The sequence below is a fragment of the Massilia sp. Root335 genome, assembly GCF_001425685.1.
Lineage (GTDB): Bacteria > Pseudomonadota > Gammaproteobacteria > Burkholderiales > Burkholderiaceae_D > Telluria > Telluria luteola.
In genome coordinates this window covers 197,014-218,488 of the sequence record NZ_LMCY01000043.1, presented here as the reverse complement: position 1 = coordinate 218,488, position 21,475 = coordinate 197,014, and the positions used below count along the sequence as shown (strand labels likewise).

At 66.0% G+C, this 21,475-nt stretch carries 19 protein-coding genes and 1 other RNA gene; 3 read left to right on the top strand and 17 right to left on the bottom strand.

Annotation, left to right across the window (positions count from 1 at the left end):
- Positions 1-1,256 (bottom strand): DNA polymerase III subunit gamma/tau (gene dnaX, locus ASC93_RS32350; RefSeq protein ID WP_157202075.1); only part of this gene is annotated, 1,256 nt, incomplete at its 3' end.
- A gap of 95 nt (positions 1,257-1,351) precedes the next feature.
- On the opposite strand from dnaX, the gene ASC93_RS22225 reads away from it, so the two are divergent.
- Positions 1,352-2,023: a hypothetical protein gene (locus ASC93_RS22225; protein WP_056447566.1), complete on the top strand. Its 672-nt coding sequence runs from the start codon at positions 1,352-1,354 to the stop codon at positions 2,021-2,023.
- Between the two features lie 51 nt (positions 2,024-2,074).
- Here the strand turns inward: ASC93_RS22225 and ffs are convergent.
- An RNA gene (gene ffs, locus ASC93_RS30145) (signal recognition particle sRNA small type) lies at positions 2,075-2,173 on the bottom strand.
- 113 nt (positions 2,174-2,286) lie between these two features.
- Complete coding sequence (ubiD, locus tag ASC93_RS22220; RefSeq protein WP_082548252.1) at positions 2,287-3,786, bottom strand: 4-hydroxy-3-polyprenylbenzoate decarboxylase; 1,500 nt, start codon at positions 3,784-3,786, stop codon at positions 2,287-2,289.
- Positions 3,787-4,405: 619 nt separating this feature from the next.
- Here ubiD and ASC93_RS22215 point away from each other — a divergent pair.
- On the top strand, positions 4,406-5,179 hold the full coding sequence (locus tag ASC93_RS22215; RefSeq protein WP_056447561.1) for a transglycosylase SLT domain-containing protein: 774 nt from the start codon (positions 4,406-4,408) through the stop codon (positions 5,177-5,179).
- Between the two features lie 480 nt (positions 5,180-5,659).
- On the opposite strand, the gene nusB is transcribed toward ASC93_RS22215, so the two are convergent.
- The 3 genes from nusB to ribBA form a co-directional block, all read right to left on the bottom strand.
- Complete coding sequence (gene nusB / locus ASC93_RS22210) at positions 5,660-6,130, bottom strand: transcription antitermination factor NusB (RefSeq protein WP_056447559.1); 471 nt, start codon at positions 6,128-6,130, stop codon at positions 5,660-5,662.
- Positions 6,131-6,134: 4 nt separating this feature from the next.
- Positions 6,135-6,614, bottom strand: coding sequence for a 6,7-dimethyl-8-ribityllumazine synthase (gene ribH, locus ASC93_RS22205; RefSeq protein WP_056447556.1), 480 nt, complete (start codon positions 6,612-6,614; stop codon positions 6,135-6,137).
- Positions 6,615-6,691: 77 nt separating this feature from the next.
- Entirely contained in the window at positions 6,692-7,807 is a 1,116-nt protein-coding gene (gene ribBA / locus ASC93_RS22200; RefSeq protein WP_056447554.1) for a bifunctional 3,4-dihydroxy-2-butanone-4-phosphate synthase/GTP cyclohydrolase II, read from the bottom strand.
- A gap of 246 nt (positions 7,808-8,053) precedes the next feature.
- Between ribBA and ASC93_RS22195 the strand changes: the two genes are divergently transcribed.
- Entirely contained in the window at positions 8,054-10,927 is a 2,874-nt protein-coding gene (locus tag ASC93_RS22195) for a pitrilysin family protein (RefSeq protein WP_056447552.1), read from the top strand.
- Between the two features lie 131 nt (positions 10,928-11,058).
- On the opposite strand, the gene ASC93_RS22190 is transcribed toward ASC93_RS22195, so the two are convergent.
- The 11 genes from ASC93_RS22190 to glyA form a co-directional block, all read right to left on the bottom strand.
- Positions 11,059-13,029 carry a S9 family peptidase gene (locus tag ASC93_RS22190; protein WP_056447550.1) on the bottom strand — a complete coding sequence of 657 codons (1,971 nt, stop codon included), beginning with the start codon at positions 13,027-13,029 and terminating at the stop codon, positions 11,059-11,061.
- 296 nt (positions 13,030-13,325) lie between these two features.
- Positions 13,326-13,667, bottom strand: a complete 342-nt coding sequence (locus ASC93_RS31075) for a hypothetical protein (RefSeq protein ID WP_157202070.1) — start codon at positions 13,665-13,667, stop codon at positions 13,326-13,328.
- 670 nt (positions 13,668-14,337) lie between these two features.
- Positions 14,338-14,976 (bottom strand): riboflavin synthase, encoded by a 639-nt coding sequence (locus ASC93_RS22180; RefSeq protein WP_056447545.1) that lies wholly within the window; start codon positions 14,974-14,976, stop codon positions 14,338-14,340.
- A 61-nt stretch (positions 14,977-15,037) separates the two neighbouring features.
- Positions 15,038-16,156 carry a bifunctional diaminohydroxyphosphoribosylaminopyrimidine deaminase/5-amino-6-(5-phosphoribosylamino)uracil reductase RibD gene (gene ribD, locus ASC93_RS22175; protein ID WP_368854543.1) on the bottom strand — a complete coding sequence of 373 codons (1,119 nt, stop codon included), beginning with the start codon at positions 16,154-16,156 and terminating at the stop codon, positions 15,038-15,040.
- 55 nt (positions 16,157-16,211) lie between these two features.
- Positions 16,212-16,790, bottom strand: coding sequence for a GspH/FimT family pseudopilin (locus tag ASC93_RS22170; protein WP_229412834.1), 579 nt, complete (start codon positions 16,788-16,790; stop codon positions 16,212-16,214).
- Positions 16,778-17,233, bottom strand: a complete 456-nt coding sequence (locus tag ASC93_RS22165) for a type IV pilin protein (protein ID WP_082548251.1) — start codon at positions 17,231-17,233, stop codon at positions 16,778-16,780. The genes ASC93_RS22170 and ASC93_RS22165 overlap by 13 nt, the downstream gene beginning before the upstream one ends.
- A complete protein-coding gene (locus tag ASC93_RS22160; RefSeq protein WP_056447541.1) occupies positions 17,214-18,095 on the bottom strand; it encodes a PilX N-terminal domain-containing pilus assembly protein in 882 nt (293 codons plus the stop codon). The genes ASC93_RS22165 and ASC93_RS22160 overlap by 20 nt, the downstream gene beginning before the upstream one ends.
- Before the next feature lie 7 nt (positions 18,096-18,102).
- Positions 18,103-18,999 (bottom strand): PilW family protein, encoded by an 897-nt coding sequence (locus ASC93_RS22155; RefSeq protein ID WP_229412833.1) that lies wholly within the window; start codon positions 18,997-18,999, stop codon positions 18,103-18,105.
- Positions 18,996-19,550, bottom strand: coding sequence for a type IV pilus modification protein PilV (pilV, locus tag ASC93_RS22150; RefSeq protein ID WP_056447537.1), 555 nt, complete (start codon positions 19,548-19,550; stop codon positions 18,996-18,998). Before pilV ends, ASC93_RS22155 begins: the two co-directional genes overlap by 4 nt.
- Before the next feature lie 127 nt (positions 19,551-19,677).
- Positions 19,678-20,136 carry a transcriptional regulator NrdR gene (gene nrdR / locus ASC93_RS22145; RefSeq protein WP_056447535.1) on the bottom strand — a complete coding sequence of 153 codons (459 nt, stop codon included), beginning with the start codon at positions 20,134-20,136 and terminating at the stop codon, positions 19,678-19,680.
- 70 nt (positions 20,137-20,206) lie between these two features.
- Positions 20,207-21,454 carry a serine hydroxymethyltransferase gene (gene glyA, locus ASC93_RS22140; protein WP_056447533.1) on the bottom strand — a complete coding sequence of 416 codons (1,248 nt, stop codon included), beginning with the start codon at positions 21,452-21,454 and terminating at the stop codon, positions 20,207-20,209.
- Positions 21,455-21,475: the final 21 nt, after the last annotated feature.

Genomic DNA, 21,475 nt, shown 5'->3' with positions numbered 1-21,475 from the left:
GCATGCACGGCTGCGGCTGCCGTGGGCGCCGGGCCCGGTCCTGCCGGCCGTGCGGCCGCGGGCGCCGCGGCTGCCGCCGGACGCGCCGGTGCCGCCTGCGGCATCGCCCGCGCCAGCGCGGCGGGCGCGGGCCGGGCTGCCTGGTCGGCCCCGCCCTGTCCCGGACGGAACGCCAGCATGCGCAGCAGCGTCATGGTGAAACCCGCGTACTCGTCCGGCGCGAGGCCGATCTCGTTGCGGCCGTGCACCGTGATCTGGTAATACAGCTGCACTTCCTGCGGATCGAATGCCGCCGCCAGGCGCTGGATGTCGGCCAGTTCCGGCAGGTCGTCCGGCAGCGCGGCCGGCACGGTCTGCGCCAGCGCGATCCGGTGCAGCAACGTGCCCAGGTCCTGCAGGGCGCCGTTGTACGACAGGCTGCGGCTGGCCATCTCGTCCGCGACGGCCATCAGGTCGGCGCCGTCCTCGTTGGCCAGCGCATCGAGCAGGCGGACCAGATAGGACTGGTCAAGCGCGCCCAGCATGCCCTGCACGGCGTCGAGCGTGACGGCGCCGGCCGCATACGCGATGGCCTGGTCGGTCAGCGACAGTGCGTCACGCATCGAGCCGTGCGCGCCCTGGGCCAGCAGGCGCAGCGCGGGCTGCTCGAACGTCACGCCTTCCTGGCCGAGGATGTTTTCCAGGTGGCCCACGATGTGGCCGGGCGGCATCTGCTTCAAATTGAATTGCAGGCAGCGCGACAGCACCGTCACGGGAATCTTTTGCGGGTCCGTCGTCGCGAGGATGAATTTCACGTGCTCGGGCGGTTCTTCCAGCGTCTTCAGCATCGCGTTGAAGGCGTGGTTCGTGAGCATGTGCACCTCGTCGATCATATAGACCTTGAAGCGCGCATTGCTCGGCGCGTAGACCGCCTGTTCCAGCAGCTGGGCCATCTCGTCGACGCCGCGGTTCGACGCGGCGTCCATCTCGACGTAGTCGACGAAGCGGCCGGCATCGATCGCGCGGCACGGTTCGCACTGGCCGCACGGTTCGGCCGTGATCGACCCGTTGCCGTCCGGCCCGACGCAGTTGAGCGACTTGGCCAGGATGCGCGACAGCGTGGTCTTGCCCACCCCGCGCGTGCCGGTGAACAGATAGGCGTGGTGCAGCCGTCCGGTACGCAAGGCATGGGTCAGCGCACGGACGACGTGCTCCTGGCCAACCAGCGTTTCAAAGTTCCGGGGACGGTATTTGCGGGCGAGGACTTGATAGGACATACCGCGATTTTACCGTACACCGCGGCCATCGCGGCAACATTAGACGCTCGTCCGGAATTCCCCTACACTGATGTTTTTCTTTCAATTCGGAAAAAATGAAAACATCCCTGCAGCTTCCGCTGGTCATCGCTTCCCTGCTGCTCGCGTTGCCGGGCCATGCCGCCGAACGCGAATGGATTCCGTACCGCAAACTGGTCGACGTCATCAAGCTGGACAAGTTCGATGCCCTGCCCCCGGCCGAGCGCGACAAGGTGGTGTTGTACGCCAAGCTGGTGCCGGTCAACAAGGCGATCTCGCCGCTGGATGCGGGCCTCGTCGTCGTGGACGGCGCCAGCCGGACGCCCATGCCGCTCGATGCCAGCGGACGCGCGCGCATGACGCTCAACCCCCAGTGGCTCGCGCATGACGCGCAGATCTGGACCAGCCTGCCCAAGGGCGAAAAGATGCGCATGGGTTTCGACCTGGGCGCCGTGCTGCCCGAGACGACGCAGTGGCGCTACGCGGCCGTGATGGGCGCGATCCCCCAGACCAATGCCGCGATCGGCAAGGTCGCCGGCGCGCTGAGCATGTTCGTGCCCACGATGAAATCGGTGATCTTCAAGTTCGACAAGCCGGCCCAGCTGACCATCAAGACCGCCAGCGGCGACAAGCGCTACGCCAGCGACGCCCAGCACCGTGTCAGGCTCAAGTTCGACGAGGACATGCTGAAGGAAAACCCGCTGGTGGAATGGTCGACGCGGCCGTTCGAAGCGGAAATCGACGACTGAGAACGTCGCGGCAAACAAAAACAGCTGCCGCGGCAGCTGTTTTAAAAATCAGAAGGCGAGCCTGATCTGCGGCACTTGCGGTGAACGGCTTTGGCTGCTTCGTTCCCGACCTGACCAGGTAAACCATGCCACAATGCGCAGGGGCCCGCCAGCGCTCATTATAACCGAGTGTGGGGGCGGCGGCAAACCGCGTTGCCCGGCATTGGATGATGCGTGCATACCTTATATAGACCACACACACATCCACCGGCGTCAATCCGACATCACAGCCCCAGCTGCTGCCAGATCCCATCCACCCGCGCCTTCACGTCCGGCGTCATGACGATCGGCGTCCCCCACTCCCGGTTCGTCTCGCCCGGCCACTTATTAGTAGCATCGATACCCATCTTGCTGCCCAGGCCGCTGATCGGCGACGCGAAGTCGAGGTAATCGATCGGCGTGTTGTCGACCAGGACCGTGTCGCGCGTCGGGTCCACGCGCGTCGTGATGGCCCAGATCACTTCCTTCCAGTCACGCACATCGACGTCCTCGTCCACGACGACGATGAACTTGGTATACATGAACTGGCGCAGGAAGCTCCAGACGCCGAACAGCACGCGCTTGGCGTGGCCGGCGTACTGCTTCTTCATCTGCACGACGGCCATGCGGTAGCTGCAGCCCTCGGGCGGCAGATAGAAGTCCGTGATCTCGGTGAACTGTTTCTGCAGCAGCGGCACGAACACTTCGTTCAGCGCCACGCCGAGGACGGCCGGCTCGTCCGGCGGCTTGCCCGTGTAGGTCGAGTGGTAGATCGGATCGCGCCGCATCGTGATGCGGTCGATCGTGAAGACGGGAAACCAGTCCTGCTCATTGTAATAACCGGTGTGGTCGCCATACGGACCTTCGAGCGCATGTTCGAAGCCGGACGGATGGGTCTCATCCGGATAGATATGGCCCTCCAGCACGATCTCGGCGGATGCCGGCACCCGCAGGTCGCTGCCGATCGCCTTCGTGAGCACCGTGCGCTGGCCACGCAGCAGGCCGGCGAACTGGTATTCGGACAGCGTGTCCGGCACCGGCGTCACCGCGCCGAGGATGGTGGCCGGGTCGGCGCCCAGCGCCACCGCCACCGGATATGGCTTGCCGGGGTTGGCGATGCAGTGTTCGCGGAAATCGAGCGCGCCGCCGCGGTGGGCGAGCCAGCGCATGATGACCTTGTTCGGCCCCAATACCTGCTGGCGATAGATGCCCAGGTTCTGGCGCTTCTTGTTCGGCCCCTTCGTGATCACGAGGCCCCACGTGATGAGGGGCGCGATGTCGCCCGGCCAGCAGTGCTGGATCGGCAGGCGCGCGAGGTCGACGTCCTGGCCTTCCCAGACGATTTCCTGGCACGGGGCGCCCTTCACTTCCTTGGGTGCCATGTCCCACACCGCCTTGACGAGCGAGCCGAGGTCCATGATGTCCCGGAAACCCTTGGGCGGCTCCGGCTCCTTGAGGCGCGCCAGCACGTGGCCGATCTTGCGCAGCTCGCCCACGTCGTCCGCCCCCATGCCGAGCGCCACGCGGCGCGGCGTGCCGAAGAGGTTGGCCAGGACGGGCATGGAATACGGCGCGCCGTCCGGGCCCACCGGCCGTTCGAACAGCAGCGCCGGCCCGCCGGCGCGCAGGACCCGGTCGCACACCTCCGTCATTTCAAGATTCGGTGAAATAGGCGCCGATACGCGCTTGAAGTCATCGATTTCTTGCAACTTAGCAATAAAATCCCGTAAATCAGAGTAGTTCATCGAATTTTTAATTCTTTTTTACATCTTTTGAGGTGTGCTAACAATCGGCGGCAAGTGGTTGATTTGCCAAAGAATTGATGAGCTCCAGGGCAGTCTTTAGATCTAAAAGTAATAGAACGATTGAGTGCTAGTATTGACTTGATATAAACGAGCTTCTACAATCCGGCGTACAAATTGAGACGGGCCCGTCCAGCACGTGATTTTAGCCGGTCTCATTCTTTCACGGGGTCGGGGCCCCAGCGACATTTTAGGAGTGTTTTCACTGGGCGTCTGCCCAACCAACCCCGAGACAGTTGTTAGCCACTGGGCGCCTCCACTGCAGCGCGGCCCAGCTGAAGCAAGCAATGACGGCGTTCCTCGACCGCTACGGGCGGCGACGGACGGTTTTCTGATGCACGGCATGAGTACGCTCGAACGCTGCGCCCACGCGCTGCGCCGGGACCGCTTTTTCCGCGACAAAGGAGAGACGATGATCCATCGCTTCATCGGTACGAGCGCAAGGCTCGTCCAACACATGGCCAGCCAGCCAGTCACGTGGTCTTCCGTGATCAAAGCGGCACGCGGTTTATTGACTACCGCACAACATACCCTGACCGTTTTCGGTCTTTCTGCAGTTGCAATGATTGCCCTGCTGTACAGCCGCCCCGATTTTGCGAAACGGGTGTCGGATTTCCTGAGCCCGCACCAGAGCGCACCGGCGCAGGTTGCGGCCAATGCATCGATCCAGCTCGTAGCCGCGCGCGGCGCGGACGCCGTCGAGATCGCCAACAGCGACGACAAGGCGCAGAGCCATCCGACCCGTCAGCAGAAGTACGTGACGGACTGGCTGTCGCGCCGCTACCGCGTGGCCGGCGACGCCGCCAACATGCTCGTCTCGACCGCCTACAGCACGGCGCACGAGATCAAGCTGGATCCGCTGCTGATCCTGGCCGTGATGGCCATCGAGTCGGGCCTGAATCCGTTCGCGGAAAGCCCGATGGGCGCGCAGGGCCTGATGCAGGTGATGTCCAAGGTCCACAGCGACAAGTTCGAGGAAGTCGGCGGCTCGCAGGCCGCCCTGAATCCGGTTGCCAACATCCGTGTCGGCGCCCTGATCCTGAAGGACTACGTGAACCGCACCGGCTCGGTCGAAGGCGCCCTGAAGAGCTATGTCGGCGCCGGCGCGGCCGATGACGATTCCGGCTACGGCTCCAAGGTCCTGACCGAATACAAGCGCCTGAAGCAGGTCGCCAGCGGCAAGAACGTGCCGATCTACTTCCCGCCGGCCTCGGCACCAGCGCCGAGCACGACGCTGGCCCAGAAGTCGCTCGGCGCGCCGGCCAAGCCGGACAGCGCCGCGGTCGACGCCGCCCATGGCAACAGCGAGAGCGGCGAAACGGTCGCCGGCCTCTGAGTCTTACCCTTTCCTGGTCGAAAGCCACTGTCGGCGAGAGCTGGCGGTGGCTTTCTTTTTGGCCGGCGCCACTTGCTTTGCCGTGGCATCGCTTGCTTTGGTGTGGCACCGCTTGCTTTGCTGTGGCACCGCTTGCTTTGCCGTGGCACCGCTTGCTTTGCTGTGGCACCGCTTACCCTGCCGTCGCCCACGCGAAGGCGGGGGCCCAATTTTGCTGCCGCTGCCGACACAGCCGCCATCGCGGCTCCGGCAACACCACTTGGGTCCCCGCCTTCGCGGGGACGACGTTGCATTTTGCTGCCGTTGCCGTTGTCGTTGCCGTTGCCGCTGCCGCTGCCGCTGCCGACACATTGGCCACGATGGCTCCGGTAACACCATTGCCCCCGCCTTCGCTGCAACGACGTTCTACGGCAGTCACATAAAAAAAGCCGCCCCGGTTTCCCGGGACGGCCTTCTAATATAGAGCTAGCAGGAAACTGCTCAGCGCCGCGCGTCCGCCGTCACCTCATCCGGCCGCATCTTGCCGGCCAGGCGGTCGAGCACGCCGTTCACGTACTTGTGGCCGTCGATGCCGCCGAAGGACTTGGTCAGTTCCACGGCCTCGTTGATCACGACGCGGTACGGGATCTCGATCTGGTTCTTCAGCTCGTACGCGCCGAGCAGCAGCACGGCGTGCTCGATCGGCGACAGTTCCGCGATCGGACGGTCGACGGTCGGGGCGATCACCTCGCGCAGCTCGACCGACTGGGCGATCGCACCGTGCAGCAGCTCCATGAAGTATTCGCCGTCGGCCTTGTCGAAGCCGTGCGCGCTGCGGATGTTGGTGACGACCGTAGCGGCCGGCTCATTGTTCAGCAGCCATTGATACAGCCCCTGGAGCGCGAACTCGCGCGCGCGGTGGCGCGGCGTGCGGTTCTTGTTGGGGTTGGCGTGCGCGTTCTTGTCAGTCATGGTTTTACTCTTCTTCGGCTTGCAGCTCTTCGAGGCCCAGCAGCAGGTTGGCCATCTCGACCGCGACGCGGGCCGCGTCCGTGCCCTTCTCGGCCATGCGGGCCTCGGCCTGCTCGTCGTTCTCGGTGGTCAGGACGGCGTTGGCGATCGGCATGCCGTAATCCAGACCGATGCGGGTGATGCCGGCGCCCGATTCGTTCGACACGAGTTCGAAGTGGTAGGTTTCGCCGCGGATGACGGCGCCCAGCGCGATCAGGGAATCGAACTGCTGCGTCTCGGCCATCTTCTGCAGGGCCAGCGGGATTTCCAGCGCGCCCGGGACCGTCACGTGCAGGATGTCTTCGTCGGCCACGCCGAGATGTTTCAGTTCCGCCAGGCAGGCCGACAGCAGGCCATGGCCGACGTCGGCATTGAAACGTGCCTGCACGATACCGATGCGCAAGCCTTCACCTGCCATATTGCTTTCAAAAGTTCCTACCGTCATGGCTATGCCTCTTGTTCTCTTTGCTTCGTTAATTAATGGGTCAATGTTACCGCGTTACCTATGCCGTGCGTAACGCGTCATGCCTTGATTTCACATCCGGGCTTGGCCAGATAGCCGGTCACTTCGAGGTCGAAGCCGGTCATGGACGGCATCTTGCGCGGATTGGCCAGCAGCTTCATCTTGCGCACGCCAAGCTGGCGCAGGATCTGCGCGCCGATGCCGTAGGTGCGCAGGTCCAGGTTGGCCGCGCGGCCGACCGGGCGGACCGGCTTGTCCTCGAACTGGGCGAACAGTTCGTCGGCCGTCTCGGCGCAGTCGAGCAGCACGATCACGCCCGACTCCGACGCCTTCACGGCCTGCATCGCGGCCGCCATGTTCCACGAGTGCGACGTCGAGTTACTGTCGAGCACGTCGAGAATCGATACCGGCTGGTGCACGCGCACGAGGGCCTCGCGGTCTTCCTGCGGGGCGCCGTGCACGAGCGCCAGGTGCGCCGAACCGCTCGGCTTGTCGCGGAAGGCGACCAGCTTGAACTCGCCATGCACGGTCGACAGCGCACGTTCCGCCACGCGCTCGACGAGCGTCTCGTTCTGGCTGCGATAATGGATCAGGTCGGCAATGGTGCCGATCTTGAGGCCGTGTTCCTGCGCGAATTCCAGCAGGTCCGGCAGGCGTGCCATCGTGCCGTCTTCCTTGATGATCTCGCAGATGACGGACGCCGGCGTCAGGCCCGCCATCTCGGTCAGGTCGCAGCCGGCCTCCGTGTGGCCGGCGCGCATCAGCACGCCGCCCTTGACGGCGCGCAGCGGGAAGATGTGGCCCGGCTGGACGAGGTCTTCCGGCTTCGCGTCCTTCGCCACCGCCACCTGGATGGTGCGGGCACGGTCGGCCGCCGAGATGCCGGTCGTGACGCCTTCGGCCGCCTCGATCGAGACGGTGAAGTTGGTGCCGAACGACGTGCCGTTACGGCTCGTCATCATCGGCAGTTCGAGACGGTCGCAGATCTCCTGGGACAGCGTCAGGCAGACGAGGCCGCGCGCGTGGCGGATCATGAAGTTGATCGCCTCGGGCGTGACGTGTTCGGCGGCAAGCACCAGGTCGCCTTCGTTCTCGCGGTCTTCCTCGTCGACCAAAATGACCATGCGCCCGGCGCGCAGTTCGTCAACGATTTCCTGGGTGGTGGAGATAGGCATGTGGATTCCTCGATTACGGACCGGCTGATGCGGAAATCCGCTATTTTAAAGGATTTGCCAGCCCTCGACCGTATCGCCGCCGGGCCGCCGCCCCGTCTAGAGTCCCGCTACCACTATCGCCCCATTGTTTCGTTGCATAATGACAACGAGACGCTCGATCGGCCCTGCGTTACATCATGCTCATTTACAAGTGTGACGCCGGTCGGGCAAGGTAGAATGATTTTTTCTGTGTGAGGACGTCGTCGCATGCTGATCCGTATCGCCCGTATTTCTTTCCTCGTCGCTGCCCTGCTCGTGCAGGGCCTGGCGCCGGGCGCGCCCCTGCGGCTGGACGATCCGCTGCCGATCGGGGCCCAGGTCAAGGTCGGCAAGCTCGACAATGGCCTGACCTATTACATCCAGCGCAACCGCATGCCCGAGCACAAGCTGGAACTGCGCCTCGTCGTCAAGGCCGGCTCCATCCTCGAGGACGACGACCAGCAGGGCCTGGCCCACTTCACCGAGCACATGGCCTTCAACGGCTCGCGCCACTTCAAGAAGCACGAGCTGGTCTCGTACCTGCAGTCGATCGGCGTGAAGTTCGGCGCCGACCTGAACGCCTACACGTCGTTCGACGAGACCGTCTACATCCTGCCCGTGCCGTCCGACCGCAAGGAAGACCTGGACAAGGCCTTCCTCGTGCTGGAAGACTGGGCCCACGGCCTGACGCTGACCGATGCCGACATCGACAAGGAGCGCGACATCATCCTCGAGGAAGCGCGCCTCGGCAAGGGCGCGGGCGACCGCATCCAGAAGGTGCTGATGCCCAAGATTTACAACGGCTCGCGCTACGCCGACCGCCTGCCGATCGGCCAGGAAGACGTCATCCGCAGCTTCAAGCCGGACACGCTGCGCCGCTTCTACCGCGACTGGTATCGCCCGGACCTGATGGCCGTCGTCGCGGTCGGCGACATCGCTCCGGCGAAGGCCGAGCAAATGATCCGGCGCCATTTCGCCAGTCTCAAGAACCCTGCTCACGAGCGCCCGCGCGAGTACGCGAAGATCCCGGCCCGCACGGACAACGAAGCGCTCGTCGTCACCGACAAGGAAGCGGGCCCGGCGTCGATCCTGATCCGCTACCCGGTCCGCCCGTTCCACGAGCGCGAGACGCTGCGCGGCTACCGCGAGCAACTGGTCGAAGCCCTGTTCGCCGGCATGCTCAACCAGCGCTTGCAGGAATTGTCGCAAGAGCCCTCCCCGCCCTTCATCGGCGCCAGCAGCGCGCTGTCGCGCCTGACCCCGCGCTACCGTTCCTACAATGCGATGGCCGCGCTCGGCATGAGCGGCGCCACCGTCGCCATCGACGCGCTCGTGCAGGAAAACGAGAGCGCGCGCCGCTTCGGCTTCACTGCGGCCGAACTCGACCGCATGAAAAAGACGATGATGCGCACCTACGAACGCGCCTGGAACGAGCGGGACAAGACCGATTCCGCCGTCCACGCCGCCGAATTGATGCGCAACTTCCTCGAAGGCGAATCGATCCCCGGCATCGATGCGGAATACCGCTACGTGAAGGAGCTCGCGCCCGGCATCACGCTCGATGAGATCAATGCCTACGCGGCCAAGACCATCCCGGCCGACTCCGGCAAGCTCGTGATCTACACCGGCTCGACCAAGGCCGACGGCGACGCGCCGATCCCGACCGGCGACCAGTTGCTGGCGGCCGTGGCCACTGCCGAAAAGCGCGACGTGCACCCGCACGACGAAAAGGCCGTGGCCGCGCACCTGATGGAACACCCGCCGGCACCCGGCAAGATCGTCGACGAAAGCCGCGACGCGTCGCTCGGCCTGACCCGGCTGACGCTGTCGAACGGCGTCAAGGTGATCCTCAAGCCGACCACGTTCCGCAACGACCAGGTCCTGATGAGCGCCGCCCGCTTCGGCGGCCAGAGCCTGTTCGACGACAAGGACATGTTCAACGCCCGCTACGCCGACACGATCGTCGCCGCCATGGGCCTGAAGGATTTCTCGCCGCTCGACATGCGCAAGATCCTGGCCGGCAAGGCCGCGTCCGTGAGCGCCGGCCTCGGCAACAACACGGACGTGGTCGCGGGCACGGCGGGCGCCACCGACGTCGAGACGATGCTGCAGATGGTGTGGCTCAAGTTCGCCGGCGTGCGGCGCGACGAGGATTTGTATAAATCGTTCATCGGCAAGCAGATGGAACTGGCGCGCAACCGCCTGTCGCAGCCGGGCGCCCTGTTCGGCGACACCGTGCTGGCCACGCTGTACAACAACAATCCGCGCGCACCGCGTGCGCTGCGCCCCGAAGACATCACGAAGATCGACCTCGACCGCGCCATCGCCATCTACCGCCAGCGCTTTTCCAGCGCCAAGGACCTGACGTTCATCTTCGTCGGCAGCTTCGACGTGGCCGCCATCAAGCCGCTCGTGGCCACCTACCTCGGCAGCCTGCCGACGCCGGACATCCCGACGGCCTACCGCGACCTCGGCATCCGCCCCGTGTCGGGCGTCGTCAAGCGCGAAGTCAAGAGCGGCTCGGAAGACCGCAGCACCGTGTCGCTGACCTTCACGGGCCCGACCGACGTCACGGAGCTGGAAGAACTGCGCCTGTCCGCGCTGACGGAAGTGATGAACATCCGCATCATCGACGTGCTGCGCGAGAAGCTGGGCCTGATCTACGGCGGCGGCATGGAAGGCTCGATGACGCGCATTCCGTACAGTCACTACACGATCGGCGTCACCCTGCCGACCGGCCCCGACAACGTCGACAAGGTGCTGAGCGCGACCTTCGCCGAAATCGAGCGCATGCGCACCGAGGGGCCGTCGCAGGCCGACCTGGACAAGGTCAAGACGAACTGGCTGCAAACGTATCGCAAGTCGCTGCAGGACAATACCTACTGGCTGGCCGCCCTGCAGACGTCGCTGACGGAAGGCACCGACCCGGGCACCATCCTCACGTTCGACAAGGAAGTGCAGAACCTGACCGTGGACGACGTGAAGCGCGCTGCGCAGCGTTACCTGAACACGGGGAATTATGTGCAGGTGGTGTTGAATCCGGAAGCGAAGGCCGCGGCCGCCCAGGCCAGGAACGAGGCCGGCAAGACGCCCAGGTCGTAGGGCATTCGAGGCCGGGGCCTCGAATGAAACGTGCCCGCGCGTGACGTATGTGGTACGCGAACGTCACGCATGGGCACGGGGTGCCCACCCTGCGTTTTCGTTACACCGACATCGCCATCAGCGTGCCGTGATCATTTCAGGTATTTGTTGAACCACGCGATCTCGCGCGCCCGCAGGTCGCGCTGGTTCTCCGGCTTGCGGAAGGCGTGACCCTCGCCGTCATACACGAGCAACGTGGTCGGCACGCCCATCGCCCGCAGGCCGTGCCAGAACTCGAACGACTGCGCCGGCGGGCACTCGACGTCGCGCTCCCCCACATAGACCAGCGTCGGCGTGCGCGCCGCCTTGATCGATTCGATGGGCGATGCGGCGCGGTAGATCGCCGGATCGTCGTACATCGTCGCGCCGAAAAACGGCACCATCCACTGGTCGATGCCGTTCTGGCCGTAATAGCTGATCCAGTTGGCGATGCCGGCGCCGGCCACCGCGGCCTTGAAGCGCCGGCTGTGCGTGACGCCCCACATCGTCATGAAGCCGCCGTAGGAATGGCCCGCCAGCCCGAGGCGGTTGCCGTCGATGGGCGCCTGTGCGATGGCCGCGTCGACGCCGGCCAGGATGTCGCGCCAGTCGCCGCCGCCGAAGTCGCGCTTGTTCGCGCGCGTGAACGCCGCGCCCTGGCCATAGCTGCCGCGCGGATTCGGCATGAAGACGAAATAACCTTCCTTCACCAATGCGCGCACGAGCGGGTTGCCGCTGTCGCCGCCCGACACATAACGGGGCGTCACGGCCGCCGCGGGGCCGCCGTGTACCTGCACGATCATCGGATACTTGCGGCCCGCGGCGACGTCGCGCGGGCCCACCAGCCAGCCCTGCACGTTGAAGCCTTCATTGGTCCAGCCGACGCTGCGCGCGGCCACCTGTGGCGCGAAGCCGTCGTTGTCGCGGGTGATGGGCTGCAGTTCCGGCAGGCGTCCGGCGACGATCCGCGGCGCGTGCTCGAAGTCCTCCGTCACCGATGCGGCCACGCGGCCGTCCGCGCTGAACACGAAGTGCCCGTCGCGATTGGCCGTTGCGCCCACCGGCGCCTGCCACAGCATGCGCGTCGCGCGCGCGTCCGGGTCGATCGCCGCGATGCCGGCATCGCTGCCCGCCAGCACGGAGGCGAGCAACGCCTTGCCGCGCCACGTGATGCCGTTGAAGGTGCCTTTGTAATCCGGCGTCACGTCGACCGGTTCGCCGCCTTCCAGCGGCACGGTGTAGATGTCGCCGCCGACGGAGCCGAAGTCGCTCATCAGACCACCGATGAACGCCACCGTGCGGCCGTCCGGCGACACGTGCGGCATGTTCATCTGCATCTTCGGCGCCGCGATCACGCGCAGGCGGCCGTTGGCCGCGTCGACGTGGCCCAGCGTGGCGATCCACCAGTTGTTGTCGCCATTGCCCTGCGCGCTCGTGACGACGAAGCCCTTGCCGTCCGGCGTCCAGTCGTATTCATACACGAAGGTATCGGCCGGCGACACGAGCCGGTAGTCGCCGCCGGCAGCCGGGACGATGGCGATGCGCTGCTCGTCCTCTTGCTGCGCGAGGCCGATCTCGCCGATCTGGCGCGCGCCCGCTTCGACGGCGCCCGTCAGCTTCTTCGCGCCGACCGTCGCCAGGAAGGCGACCTGGCGCCCGTCCGGCGACCAGCGCACGGTGCCGGCGACGCCTTTGACGGTGGCGAGCGGCGTCGCCCGGCCGTCACGCAACAGCACGACGGTGGCCGTGCCGGCCCTGGGGTCGGCGACGATTCCGGCCAGCGTCTTCTGGTCCGGCGACCAGGCCAGCGTCTCCAGCCGGCATTCGGCGCAATCGGACTTTTGCCACGCCGAGGCGATTTTGCCCGTGGCCGTGTCGCGCACGACGACGCGCGGCCCCGTCCGCGGTTCACCCTCCACCGCTTCGACGGCCGCGATGCGTTCGCCGCCCGGCGTCATCGCGAGCGTGCGGTAGGTGCGCATGCCGGCCGGGTCGGCCTGTGCCAGCCCCGCCGCGGCCAGCAGCGTGATCAACGCCGCCGCACGCGCGCAGGCCGCGCCATGCTTGTGGATATCCTGGGTCATCGTCTCGTCCTTGTTATCGTTGTGAATTCCAACGTAAAGACGCGCGCGAATGACCCGCCTACGCTGGAGCAAATGCCAGCGGGAAGTCTACGCCAACTGAGCCACAGTCGGTTGGACTTCCCGCGCTTCGGCCCCAATGCAAGAAAATTCTAACGATCCATGACTGAGCACTCAGGACTCACACCCAGCCTCGATAGCCTCATTGAGGATGTATTCGGCGCTGGAAATACCGCTGTCCTGAGCAACGTTGAGGAGGGCTCCCGTCACGCGAGTTCGGCACCACGCGACAAAAGCCCTTATCGTTGGCGGAATTTCACCAGGTTGATTCCACTGCCTCCACAAATCAAGCTCTCTTCAACCAGCCCACCGGGATCGACAGTGCCGCCGACGACGCGATCGCTGACCTTGATTTCCCCGCGATAACAAACCGCTTCCATGCCATCCAGGTTCACGGGATAACTCGTCTTGTTTTTAAACGTGCACTTTACCCAAGAGCCAGAAAGGCCTCCATATTCTTCACATTTCACGACGTCGATCGCAGGCTGATAGACCTGATCGATTTCAGTTTTGATATTTCCACCACACCCGCTTAAAAAAACCGCGAGCAGACAAAATATTGGCTTGGTTGATATTTTCATATTGATAAATAATGCCTGGGTTGCGAGTGCAGTTATTGTTCTCTGCGCATAATCATAATGGCATGCAGAGTTTCCCTTGGGAACATATTATTCTCGCATAACAACTAATCACGTGTGGTCAGCTGCGTTTAAAACTTGGATATTGTTGGCCTAGTGCAACGCAAGATCGCGATAGATAAGCGTGTATTACGCTGCATTTTTTTCAATCTGGCGTTTCGGTCATTAATGAATAACCAAGCCTGCGTCGGAGCCAATCTGGGTGGCGGCACGCCACACGACCAATAAGCGTTGGCGACATTCGCCGCTTTTCGTGGGCCGGCGCGAATCGCGGGCGCGACTCGGGATGTCGAGATGCCGCTTGAATTGGAAAGTATCCCAGGCGGGATATCGCGGCTACCAAAGGATGTAGAAAGTAACGACCTTGGCAAGGGATCTGCCGACAACAACGAACGCGCCCGTGCCGGTCATCCCCAGGCAGTTCGCGGCGGGCACCGCAGGGCGACTATCGGCCCAAGACTATCGGCCCTGTCGTATCGACGGCAGGGCTGTATTTTCGCCACTGCGCCTTGTGGCTTGCATCGCTTGGACCGGCTTGCGGGAAGAGATGACGGTAATTTTTTCGATACTGTATTCGTACCGTCAACAATGCCGCCAGGCTTACCGTGGATTATTACGTCCCAGGCTGATTGGACGCCGATAACATGCGCTCGACGTAGCGCGCGATGAGGTCGATTTCCAGGTTGACCTTGGCGCCGGCACGCAGGTGCTTCAGCGTCGTGACGGCGATCGTGTGCGGGATCAGGTTGATCGAGAAGCGGCAGCACGGACCGCCCGCGCCGTCGAGGTCCTCGACGCTGTTGACGGTCAGCGACACGCCGTTCACGACGACGGAGCCCTTATAGGCCAGGTATTTGCCCAGGTCGCGGGGCGCATCGACGACGAGTTTCCACGACTCGCCCACCTGCTCGAAGCTGTGCACCTCGCCGAGGCCGTCGACGTGGCCCGAGACGAGGTGGCCGCCCAGGCGCTCGGCCAGGGTCAGCGCCTTTTCCAGGTTCACTTCGCCCGGCTGGTCGAGCCCGACGGTGCGGTTGAGGCTTTCGCGCGAGACGTCGACGGCGAACGCGTCCTCCGTCTTGGCGACGACCGTCATGCAGGCGCCGTTGATGGCGATCGAGTCGCCCAGCGCGACGTCCGCCAGCGGCAGGCCGCCGGCATCGATGTCGAGGCGCACGCCCGCATCCGCGCCGTCCGCGAGCGGAGTGACCGATTTGATGCTGCCGACGGCAGCGACGATTCCGGTGAACATAAGTCTCTTCCTTTGCTTTAACTGTATCGGGCCGGGCCGCCTCGACCGGCAGCCCTTTGTCTCATCCGTGGCGGTTCGGGTCTTCGTCCGGGCGGAAGCGCGCGAGGATGCGCAGGTCCGGCCCGACCTGGGCCACGCCGTGGAAATGCAGCGGCAGCTTGTCGGCCAGGTGCGCCAGCGGCGGCAGCGCGAACATCCCCTGTCCCGGGCCGACGAGGCTGGGCGCCAGGTAGACGAGCAACTCGTCCACGCACCCTTCGCGCACGAGCGAGGCGTTCAGCTTGGAACCGGCTTCGACGTGCAGTTCGTTGATCTCGCGCCGCCCCAGCTCGCGCATCAGCGCCGGCAGGTCGACCTTGCCGGACGCGTTCGGCAGCATGATGATCTCGTGTCCCAGCGCCTGCAGCGCCGCCTCCTTCTCGGGGTTCGGCTCGGCGGCCACGATCCAGCAGGGCTCGCCCTGCAGGATGCACGCGTCCATGCCGATGTCGAGGCGGCTGTCGACGATCACGCGGCGCGGCTGCAGCGACGTGTCGATGCCGCGCACGGTCAGCTGCGGATTGTCGACCTTGATCGTGCCGATGCCGGTCAGGATCGCGCTCGCGCGCGCGCGCCACGCATGACCGTCCGCGCGCGCCTCCTGGCTCGTGATCCACTGGCTTTCGCCGTTTTCCAGTGCCGTGACGCCGTCCAGGCTGGCTGCCGTCTTGAGGCGCACCCACGGACGACCATGGCGCATGCGCGTGAAGAAGCCGATATTCAGTTCGTACGCCTGCCCGGCCAGCAGGCCCGCGCCGACTTCGATCCCGGCCGCCTCCAGCTGCGCCATGCCGCGCCCGGCCACGAGCGGATTCGGATCGACCATGGCCGCGACGACCCGGCCGAGCCCCGCCTGGATCAGCGCATTCGAGCACGGCGGCGTGCGGCCGTAGTGGCTGCACGGCTCCAGCGTCACGTAGGCGGTGGCGCCGCGCACGTCGTTGCCGCGCGCCTGGGCATCGCGCAAGGCCTGGATCTCGGCGTGGTCCTGGCCCGCGGGCTGGGTGTGGCCGGCGCCGATCACGACGCCGTCGCGCACGATCACGCAGCCGATGCGCGGGTTGGGCGCGGTGATGTACATGCCCTTCGCCGCCCATTCCAGGGCCAGCGCCATGCCGTCGGTATCGCTCTGTATCTGCACTCTTGTTTCCGGTCTCGCTACGTTGTCTTGCCGCCCGTCCAGGCCGCGCACGGCGTCAGGACGGTGCCGCGGCGCCGTCGCAACCCGCGTCGCGCGCCGGATCGCAGACACGCGCCCGGCCCAGCATATTGATTTTAATACGGCGGATGTGCCCGCCGTGAAACAGCGACACCGTTCCCCAGCGCGCCGCCGCGCTGTTGCCGTCGGCGCAACTGCGCCCCGCGCCATTGTAGGCGATATAGTACGGCGGTGCTAAGTTCGTGAAGGCGAAGTCGATGGCGATGCCCGCCGCCAACGGCCCATGCGCCGCGATCACCTCGTCCGCCCCCGGCCGGCCGTCGCCGTCGCGGTCATCGATCACGCGCCAGCCCTGGCGCCAGTCGGCACCGCGCGGATCGGCAGGCACAACCTTGACCTGCCGGCCGCGCGCGAGCGCCTGGGCCCGCGCGAGGTCGATCGCCGCGAACAAATCGCCGGCCGCCGCCTTCAACTGCTGGAACCGCACGAGGTCGCGCAGGTCGGGCGCGGCGATGGCCATCGCGATGGCGGCGACCGCCAGCACGGTGCACAGTTCGGGCAGCGACACGCCGGCCATTCGCCCGGCCGGCCGGCGCGCCGCCGTCACGGCCAGCATCGCACGCCCGTGCCTTGCGCACCCTGACGCCCGGTGCTGTCCAGCGTCAGCACGCCGCAATCGGGATCGCGGAAGCGGGCGTCCACCCGGGCCGTGCCGGGACGGGCGCGGACCTCGACGCATGCCGCGATGTCCCGGTCCGGACAGGCGCGCGCATCCAGTTCGTACGCGCTGGCGGACGCGTTGGCGCCCGACCACCACGTGAAGCCGTCCGAGCCGGGGTCGTCGGCCGAGAACCCGGCGTAGGTATTGTGCTGGACGTGGTAGCGCTCCTGCCGCTGCATGGCCTCGATCAGCGCCACCTGCCCCTCGGTGCGGCGCGTGCGCACGATGTAGCCCGCGTAGGTCGGATACGCGAGCGTGCCGAGGATGCCGACGATGGCCACGACGATCATCAGTTCGACCAAGGTGAAGCCGCCGCCGTCACGGTTGCGTATGGGCATGCAACTCGGCCCAGTTCGCGATGTCGCGCCAGCCGATGCGGCCGGCGGGGAGCTGCCGCCCTTGCGGCCGGGTTGGGGAATGGTTGCCATTGCCGTTATCGTCTCCATTGCTGTCTCCGTTGCCGTTTCCGTGACCGCCTTCGTTCGTGCCGTCGTCACCGCCCGCGTTGCCGTTGCCGTTGCCGTTGCCGTTGCCGTTGCCGTTGCCGTTGCCGTGATCGCCTCCCGGTCCGGCTGCCTGCGCCGGCGGCGGCAACCGGTACAGCGACTGCAGCACGACCCGCGTCGATGCCCGCATGCCGAAGCCGATGGCCGTGACGCGGTAAAAACTGCCCTGCTGCGCCGTGGCACCGGGCGGCGCGATCCGCTCGATGACGTAGGCCGGCAGCCGGGCCGGCAGCAAGCCGCGGCCGACCGCCAGCGCGGCACCGGTGAAGTGGCCGTAGGGCACGAGCGCCGGGTTGTCCTCGGCCGCCAGGTCCAGCGTTTGCCAGGCGGGCGGCGCCCTGGCCTGGCACAGGCCGAGATCGTCCGCGCCGCGCCCGCAGCCGTCGACGAAGGCAGCCGCGCCGCCCCGGCCGAAATGGGCGGCACGGTCCGGCGGCGCATCGGCCGAGCCGGCGATATCGTGCTCGGCATCGCGCAGGGCCGCCTCGGCCGCGGCCTGCGCCAGGTCGCGGTCGCGTTCGTTGTGCGCCGCTGCCAGCAGGACGAACGCGCCGCGCGCGACGGCCACGCCGATCACCATCGTCGCGAGCATCAGCATCAGTGCGCAGACGAGGGCCAGTCCGCGCTGCGTGTGCGACGGCTTCATGCCGGCGGCGGCAACGCGACCGTGACGGTGCGTGTACGATGGTTTCATGATGGCTTCATGACGACGGGGCCGGCAACGCGACCGTGAACATGAACAACCGCCGCTCGCGCCGCCGCAGGTCGGGCGTCATGCCGGCTTCGTCCAGCGAACTGCCCAGGTCGTCGTCCCCGGCGGCCTCCGCATAGCCGGCGCCGAGCAGGTCGTAGTGCGTGCTGCCTGGCGCCGCGCGCGTGGGCCGGCTCCCGTGCAGCAGCAGGCCGATGCGTATCGCGACGATACGTTTCCAGCGGGTCCGGCGGTTGCGCTCCGCTGCGCCCAGCCCGGCATCGAGCGCATCGACCGCGGCCGCGTTCACGTAGCGGTTGGCGACGCCGTCCGGCGGGTCGTCCGTGTCGACGCCGTACAGGACCTGGAAGCCGTCCACGCCGGTCACCAGCGCGTCCGCGCTCCAGTTGGCGGCGCCGCGGTATCTGCAGCGCAGTTCGGCCTCGCCTTCGCCGTTGCGGGCCACATAGAAGATGCTCCAGCCCTCCTCGCCCGCGGCCGCGGGAAAGCCGGCGCAGTCGACGGCGCTGCGATCGTCCGCGCCGGGAAAGCGGACGGCCAGCACGTCGCTGCCGTTGACGGCGGGCGCGAGCGGATCGGCGATGCCCGGCGTCGTGCGGGACAGCGTGCGCGCATCGAGCCCGGCCAGGCGCGCCGGCGCCGCGTCCGCCCCGGGGTCGGCCAGCGTCGCGACGTCGAACGTGCCCGCCTGGCGCACGGCGCGGCCGATGAGGTCGACGGCGAACCGTCCGCCATCCTCGACGCCGGCCGACTCGACCTGCGCCGCGTACGCGCCGTTCGCCAGCACGAGCAGGCGTCCGGCCGCGAGCACGATGCCGAGACCGATGGCCAGCGCCACCATCAGCTCGGCCAGCGTCATGCCGCCGTGACGGACGAGGCGTCTCACGGCGCCGCTCCCGCCAGCGGCACCATCAGCCTGGGCGCGCCCGTGGCCGCGTCGCCTTGCGCGCGCCAGCCGAGCTTGACGACGAGCGGCGCGCCGGCGCCGGCGTCACACGACCAGGCGGGCAACCCGGCCGCGTCCAGCGGTCCGGCATCGCGGCACACGCGGATACGGCCACCGGGGAAACCGGCCGCCACGGCCGCGGACACCTCGAACAGGTCGAAGCGCGCCAGTTCGTCGGCATCGCAGGCGGTGTCCGCATAGCACTGCGCCGATGCTGCCGGCGCGCCGCTCGCGGCGTCGTAATCGAGCTGGAGATAGGGATTGTCGGCATCCGGCAACGCCAGTGCACGGGGATTCGCGCGCATGCGCTCCGCGAGCGACCGGGCCAGCCGGGCAGCGTCGGCCAGGCGCGCGGCGTCGCGGCCGGAGCGGACCGCCAGCATCTGCAGCGCGGCCGCGCCGGCAATGCCGAGCGCCACCACGAACAGGGCGACGAGCACTTCGACGAGCGTGAACCCGGCATGCGCGCGCAATGGCGAACCCGACAGCATCGACGGCCTCCAGCCTCTTCGTTTTCGAAGCTGAAACGGTAACAGTCGAGCCCGGGCAAGCCGTGTGGTGGCTCAACCGTGAAGATGCAACTAAAAACGGGGAAAAAGGACGCGCGCGTTTGCGCGATTATTTGCGCGGCTGGCCGACTTCGGCAATCGCTTCCTGGAACTCGGCCAGGTCTTCGAAGTTCTTGTAGACGGACGCGAAGCGGATGTAGGCGATCTTGTCGAGGCGCTTGAGTTCCTGCATCACCAGTTCGCCGACATGGCCGGTATCGACTTCGCGCCGGCCGCTGGTGAGGAGTTTTTCCTCGATCGACGCGACGGCGCGGTCGATCGCCTCGGCCGCCACGGGACGCTTGCGCAAGGCCAGCATGAGGCTGCCGCGCAGCTTGGAGGAGTCGAATTCGGTGCGGCTGCCGTTCTTCTTGACGATGAACGGCATCGAGAGCTCGATGCGTTCGTAGGTGGTGAAGCGCTTGTCGCACTGGGCGCAGCGGCGCCGGCGCCGGATGGCGTCGCCTTCCTCGGATACGCGGGTATCGAGGACCTGGGTGTCGTCATGCTGACAGAACGGACATTTCATGGGCCGGCTACTGCTGGAAATACTGCTGGACATCCCGGCACGCCGCGCGGGCATGCCGGGACCGTTTTACTTACGCTTCGTAGACCGGGTATTTGTCGGTCAGTTGCTTGACTTCGGCCTTGACGCGGTCGATGGTCGCGGCGTCGTGCGGGTTGTCCAGCACGTCGGCGATCAGGTTGCCGACCTTGACGGCGTCCTCTTCCTTGAAGCCGCGCGTCGTGAACGCCGGGCTGCCCAGGCGGATGCCCGAGGTCACGAACGGCTTCTGCGGGTCGTTCGGGATGCCGTTCTTGTTGCAGGTCATGTGTGCCTGGCCCAGGATGGCTTCCGCTTCCTTGCCGGTCAGGCCCTTCGAACGCAGGTCGACGAGCATCACGTGCGACTCGGTACGGCCCGAGACGATGCGCAGGCCGCGTGCGGTCAGCGTGTCGGCAAGTGCCTTGGCGTTCTTGACGACCTGCTGCTGGTAGGCCTTGAATTCCGGCGTCAGCGCTTCCTTGAAGGCGACCGCTTTGCCGGCGATCACGTGCATCAGCGGACCGCCCTGGATGCCCGGGAAGATGGCCGAGTTGATGGCCTTCTCGTGCTCGGCCTTCATCAGGATGATGCCGCCGCGCGGACCGCGCAGCGATTTGTGCGTCGTCGACGTGACGAAGTCGGCGTGCGGCACCGGGTTCGGGTATTCGCCGGCGGCGATCAGGCCGGCGTAGTGGGCCATGTCGACCATGAAGTAGGCGCCGACTTCCTTGGCGATGCGGGCGAAGCGTTCGAAGTCGATGCGCAGGGCGAACGCGGACGCGCCGGCGATGATCAGCTTCGGCTTGTGCTCGCGGGCCAGGCGTTCCATCTGCTCGTAGTCGATGTCTTCCTGCTCGGTCAGGCCGTAGGAGATCACGTTGAACCACTTGCCCGACATGTTCAGCGCCATGCCGTGGGTCAGGTGGCCGCCTTCGGCCAGCGACATGCCCATGATCGTGTCGCCCGGCTTGAGCATCGCGAAGAACACGCCCTGGTTCGCCTGCGAGCCCGAATTCGGCTGCACGTTCGCGGCTTCGGCGCCGAACAGCTGCTTGACGCGATCGATCGCCAGTTGCTCGGCGACGTCGACGTATTCGCAGCCGCCGTAGTAGCGCTTGCCCGGATAGCCTTCGGCGTACTTGTTGGTCAGCTGCGAGCCCTGGGCCTGCATCACGGCCGGCGACGTGTAGTTTTCGGATGCGATCAGCTCGATGTGGTCCTGCTGGCGCTTGTTTTCCTTCTGAATCGCATCCCACAGATCCGGGTCAACCTTGGCGAGCGTATGATCTTTTGCAAACATGAAAAAACTCCAATCGATAAG